General features: G+C 72.4%; 3 protein-coding genes and 1 pseudogene. 1 reads left to right on the top strand and 3 read right to left on the bottom strand.

From position 1 onward, the window contains the following. The first annotated feature begins 403 nt into the window (after window positions 1–403). The gene (locus ACFXA3_RS36570) at window positions 404–1,108 is read left to right on the top strand and encodes a hypothetical protein (RefSeq protein ID WP_385194476.1); all 705 of its coding nucleotides are present in this window, start codon (window positions 404–406) and stop codon (window positions 1,106–1,108) included. 114 nt (window positions 1,109–1,222) lie between these two features. Here ACFXA3_RS36570 and ACFXA3_RS36565 read toward each other — a convergent pair whose 3' ends face one another. The 3 genes and pseudogenes from ACFXA3_RS36565 to ACFXA3_RS36555 all read right to left on the bottom strand — a co-directional run. After that, window positions 1,223–2,350 carry an FG-GAP repeat domain-containing protein gene (locus ACFXA3_RS36565; RefSeq protein ID WP_385194473.1) on the bottom strand — a complete coding sequence of 376 codons (1,128 nt, stop codon included), beginning with the start codon at window positions 2,348–2,350 and terminating at the stop codon, window positions 1,223–1,225. Between the two features lie 37 nt (window positions 2,351–2,387). Further along, on the bottom strand, window positions 2,388–3,665 hold the full coding sequence (locus ACFXA3_RS36560) for an N-acetylmuramoyl-L-alanine amidase (RefSeq protein WP_385194470.1): 1,278 nt from the start codon (window positions 3,663–3,665) through the stop codon (window positions 2,388–2,390). Further along, window positions 3,662–4,458, bottom strand: a pseudogene (locus ACFXA3_RS36555) (hypothetical protein); the annotation flags it as partial. The pseudogene ACFXA3_RS36555 and the gene ACFXA3_RS36560, both read right to left, overlap by 4 nt.

Here is a 4,458-nt window from a genome sequence, read left to right as displayed (position 1 = left end):
GCCCGCACTGGGGACCGGGGTCCAGCGCGGGCGCCCCCGCCCCACCGCGCCCATCTCCTCAACCACGCCCCATTCCGGCCCCCCAGAGGGGCGGGCCCGGAGGGGGCCGGACCGCCATGACCAACGCACGAACGCACGAACGCACAATTCCATGCACTACACAAGCATCTGTCGAGCGTGAGGGGTCCGCGACGTGCACCACACGGTCCCGGCCGTTGCGGCGCCCCGCCTACAGGACCGGCTCCGCAACTCCCTGTTCCTGTGCACCGATCGAGTGGCCCGACACCGCCTTCCAGCGGACCCCGGCGGCGCGCCCGTTTGGCCAGCGCCCCGCGGGTCTACGGATGGCCGGGCCGACACCCTCACGCTCGGCGCAAATCCGTCCTCTCCCGAAGGAGAATCGTTGACGATGCCCAGAAACCCTCGTTGGCTCGTCGGCCTGGCAGCCGGGGCCGCCGTCCTGTGCGCGGTTCCGGCCACCACGGCCGCGGCGGCGGTGTCCCCGGTCGCCGCCAACCCGGTCCCCGACTCGACCGTCACCATCGACCACCGCGTGGTGACCCACGGAGAGACCTTCTCCGTCTCGGCCACCGGATTCGGCGCGGGCGAGGAGGTGTACGTACGCCTCATCCCGCAGGGCCGGGAGGAGCCGCTCCGGGCCGCCGGCGGATTCGACGAGGACCTGATCCTCCGGACCGGCCGGGAAATCGTCACGCTGGCCATCCTGCTCGCCAAGGACGACGGCAGCGTCTCGGGCAACGTCACCGTGCCGGACCGGAACAGGCGTCCCCGCATCTTCGGGGAGTACCAGCTCGAACTGGCCGGGCACCGCACGCAGATCTGGCAGCAGACCCCGATCGCGGTCCTTCCCTCCTTCACCTCGGACGACGCCGCCCAGAACGGGGCGAAGCCCGGCAAGGGGCCGAAGGACCACAACGGCAAGGGGCCGAAGGGACCCAAGGGACCCAAGGGCCCGAAGGAGTCCAAGCCGTCCAAGGAATCCAAGGATCCGCGGGGCCAGGAAGACCGGCCCGACGGCCAGGGGCGTCCCGACGGTCCCGAAGGTCCTGAAGGTCCTGAAGGTCCGGACGAGCCTCACCGGCCGTAACACGGCGCCCGCAGGGCCGGCCTTCTTCGCCGGAACGGGGCCGCGGCGCATCACCGCACGGGGCGCGCCGCGGCCCTCCTTCGCGCCGGGCGCGCCCGGCGTGCCACCGGGGTGTCAGTCGCCGACGCGCACGACCGAGGCGGAGTCCGCGGAGCGGTTGGCCGTGACGATCTCGGGTCTGCCGTCACCGTCGAGGTCACCTGCCGCAACGCCGTAGGGGCCGGTCCCGGTGCGGTAGGAGGTCCGCCCGTACCGTCCGGTGCCGCCGCGCCGTCCCAGCACCGAGGCCGTATTGGCGTCGAAGTCGGAGGTGACGACGTCGGGTCTGCCGTCGCCGTCCAGGTCCGCGGTGGTCACCGACGTCGGGTTGTCGCCGGTGGCCCGCGTGGCGGCGGGCGTGAAGGTGCCGCGTCCGGTGCCGGTGAGCACCGAGACCGTGTCGTCGCCGCGGTTGGCCGTGATGAGGTCGGGGCTGCCGTTCCCGTCCAGGTCGGCGGCCGTCACGGAGCGGGGCCGGCCTCCCACGGGGTAGCCGACGGGTGGTGCGAGCCGGTGGCCTTCGTTCCTCAGCACGGACACGGTGTTCGTGCCGTTGTCACTGGTGACGATGTCGGGTCTGCCGTCGCCGTCCAGATCGGCGGCGGTGACCGATGTCGGGTTCGCGCCGGTGGCGTACGCGACGCGGGGCCCGAAGCGGCCGTCCCCGCGGTTGAGGAGCAGCGACACCGTGCTGTCGGCGAAGTCCGAGGTGATGATGTCGAGCCTGCCGTCGCCGTCCAGGTCCGCGGTCGTCACGGCGCTCGGGTTGGTGCCGGTGGGGTGGGTCGCGGCGGGCCCGAAGGTGCCGTCCCCGTTGTTGGCGAGGACCGATACCGTGCCCGTGCCGTCGCTGGTGACGATGTCGGGTCTGCCGTCGCCGTCCAGATCGGCGGTGGTGACCGATGTCGGGTTCACGCCGGTGGCGTACGCGACGCGGGGCCCGAAGCGGCCGCCCCCACGGTTGAGGAGCAGCGACACCGTGCTGTCGGCGAAGTCCGAGGTGATGATGTCGAGCCTGCCGTCGCCGTCCAGGTCCGCGAGGGCCACGGCGAGCGGCCGGTTGCCGACGGTGTGGTCCCGGTGCGCCGGGTGTGCCGGTCCCTCGGCCCATGCGGGACCGGTCAGGCACATCGCGGCGGCAAGGACGGCGGCCGGGACGGTGGGCCGCTTCGTGCGGCCTGTTCGGCGGGCCCGGTCGGTCATGGCTCTCGCTTCCTCGTATCGAGCTGGTCGGCGTGCGCTACCGGCGCACTACGTCGACGTCCGTGGACTTCAGCCAGGCAAGCCTGTGGTTGAACTGGACGGCGATGTACCGGTCGGATCCGGTGATGACCGTGTCGGGCGGGTCGGTGGAGAAGTCCTGCGCGGGTGTGGCCGGGGCGGTGGCGACGTAGGACTGTCCTTCGGGGATCGTGTAGACGCCCAGCGGAGTCTGCGCCGTGGGCGTCTGTCCGGGCGGGTAGGCGCCGGCCTCGGGGTAGTTCGATCCGTAGACGGGGATGGACGTGCGGCCCGGCTTGGGGCGGACGATCAGCCGCCGGCCCCCTTCGGGGCGGGTGCGGGTGCCGCCGGGGTCGAGGAACCACACCTTGTGGCCACAGAACCAGATGGCCGTCCAGTCACCCTGGTGGTCCGCGACCACGAACTGCATGCCCTGACGGAGCATGGCACCCCAGTCCTCGATCCGGTCCGTGCCGGCGATGCCCGCCGGGAGACCCGGATCGGCGAACAGGGGCGCGGTGTGACGGGGGCCGGTACGCGCGAACAGGAAGTTCGAGGGCTGGGTCTGCAGCGTGCACGACTGCGGTGCGGCGCTCGCGCACACCCGCAGGGTCTGTACGTTGGTCGCGAAGTCGGGGGCGATGGTGAGCACCGATCCGGGCCGGGGAACGCGTCCGGCGGCCGTGGAACGTGCGCTCGGGTGCGCGTCCTTCGCCGGGAGCGTCGCCATCAGGCGCTGCCAGTCCCAGTAGGGGCCCGGACCCCACCCCATGCCCGCGATGTCGCCCGGTGATTCGGCCGGGACCTGGTCCTCGCCGATGATGTGCTGCTGGTCGACCGGCACCCCGTACCGCGCCGAGACCCGCCTCGTCAGCGCCGCGACCGAGCGGTACGCGGAAGGCGTGTACCAGGTCGCTCCCTGCGCGGCCGTGCCTTCGACTTCGATGCCCACCGCGTGGAGGTTGTACGAGTAGTTGTCGGTGAAGAACGGGATCCCGCCGGGCCGCACCATCTCCGTGACCTGTCCGTCGGCCGAACGCACCACGTAGTTGACGGATGACTCCAGGGACGGATTCTGGTAGTCGGCCAGCGCACCGTCGTACGTCGTACCCGAGTTGCCGATGACGACCCTGTCGAGGACGAGCCCGTCGGCCGGCTTGTCGGCGAGCTGGTAGTTGTTCGGGTCGGCCGCCAGGAACCGGCACTGCGGACGGCACGGATCCGGGGAGGAAGCCGCCACGGGTGCCGCACAGATCCCGAGCAGAGCGACGGCGAGCCCGGCGTACAGCCGCCTCATCCGACGCGCTCGATCAGAACGAAGGTGTCGTGTCCGCGGACCGGCGTGTCGTCGGTGAACACGTGGACGGAGAGCGCTTCGAGGCTCCGCTGCGGGGCAACGGCTCCGGGCGGGTTGCCGGGGACCACGCGTGCCGGTGCGGGGATCACGATGCCGGCGATCACCTCGGAAGCGCCGACCGCTTTCGGGATCTTCCTGGAGGTGCACCACGTCACTCTCGGTCTGCGCCTCTCGCACGTCGCCCCTTCGGCCGGGGTGACGACCGCGTCCACCGGGTGCTCGATGAGGGCCCGCAGGCTCCTCGACCGGGCCAGGGGCACGAAACCGCTGTTCGAGCCGATGACCGAGAACTCCAGCCGGGGGGACGCCCCGGGCGCACCGCCCGTGGTGGACGTCTTGCCCGAGAGACCGGTGGCGCCCTCCTCGCCTGCCGGGACCAGCTGGACGCTGAGGGCGGCCGTCTGCGCGGAGGTGTCGGGAACGGTGGCGACGGCCACCCCGACGGGCGCACCACCGCCGGCAATGGTCTGGGACACGGCCGGGGGCTGCGCCGTCGTGTTGATGGCCAGGACGTTGCCCGAGTCGACGTTGGTGACGTACGCCTGGTCGCCGGCAGGGGTGAGTGCCAGCCCGATGGCCCCGGAGGCCTGGTCGAGGGTGATGGTGGTGACGGCGGGTGGAGTGGCCGTGGGGGGGGTGACACAACAAACACCCCCGCCCCCGGTTGGGGCCGAGAAACCCCCCCCCCCCCGGGGGCGCGGGGCCCCCCCCCCGCGGCGGGGCGCGCGCGGGG

Source organism: Streptomyces sp. NPDC059456 (assembly GCF_042750055.1).
Classification (GTDB): domain Bacteria; phylum Actinomycetota; class Actinomycetes; order Streptomycetales; family Streptomycetaceae; genus Streptomyces.
This window is presented reverse-complemented; position numbering and strand designations above follow the sequence as displayed.

Coding starts and splice junctions, on each gene's coding strand:
- ACFXA3_RS36560 (WP_385194470.1), bottom strand. CDS start 3,665: ATGAGGCGGCTGTACGCCGGGCTCGCCGTCGCTCTGCTCGGGATCTGT.
- ACFXA3_RS36565 (WP_385194473.1), bottom strand. CDS start 2,350: ATGACCGACCGGGCCCGCCGAACAGGCCGCACGAAGCGGCCCACCGTC.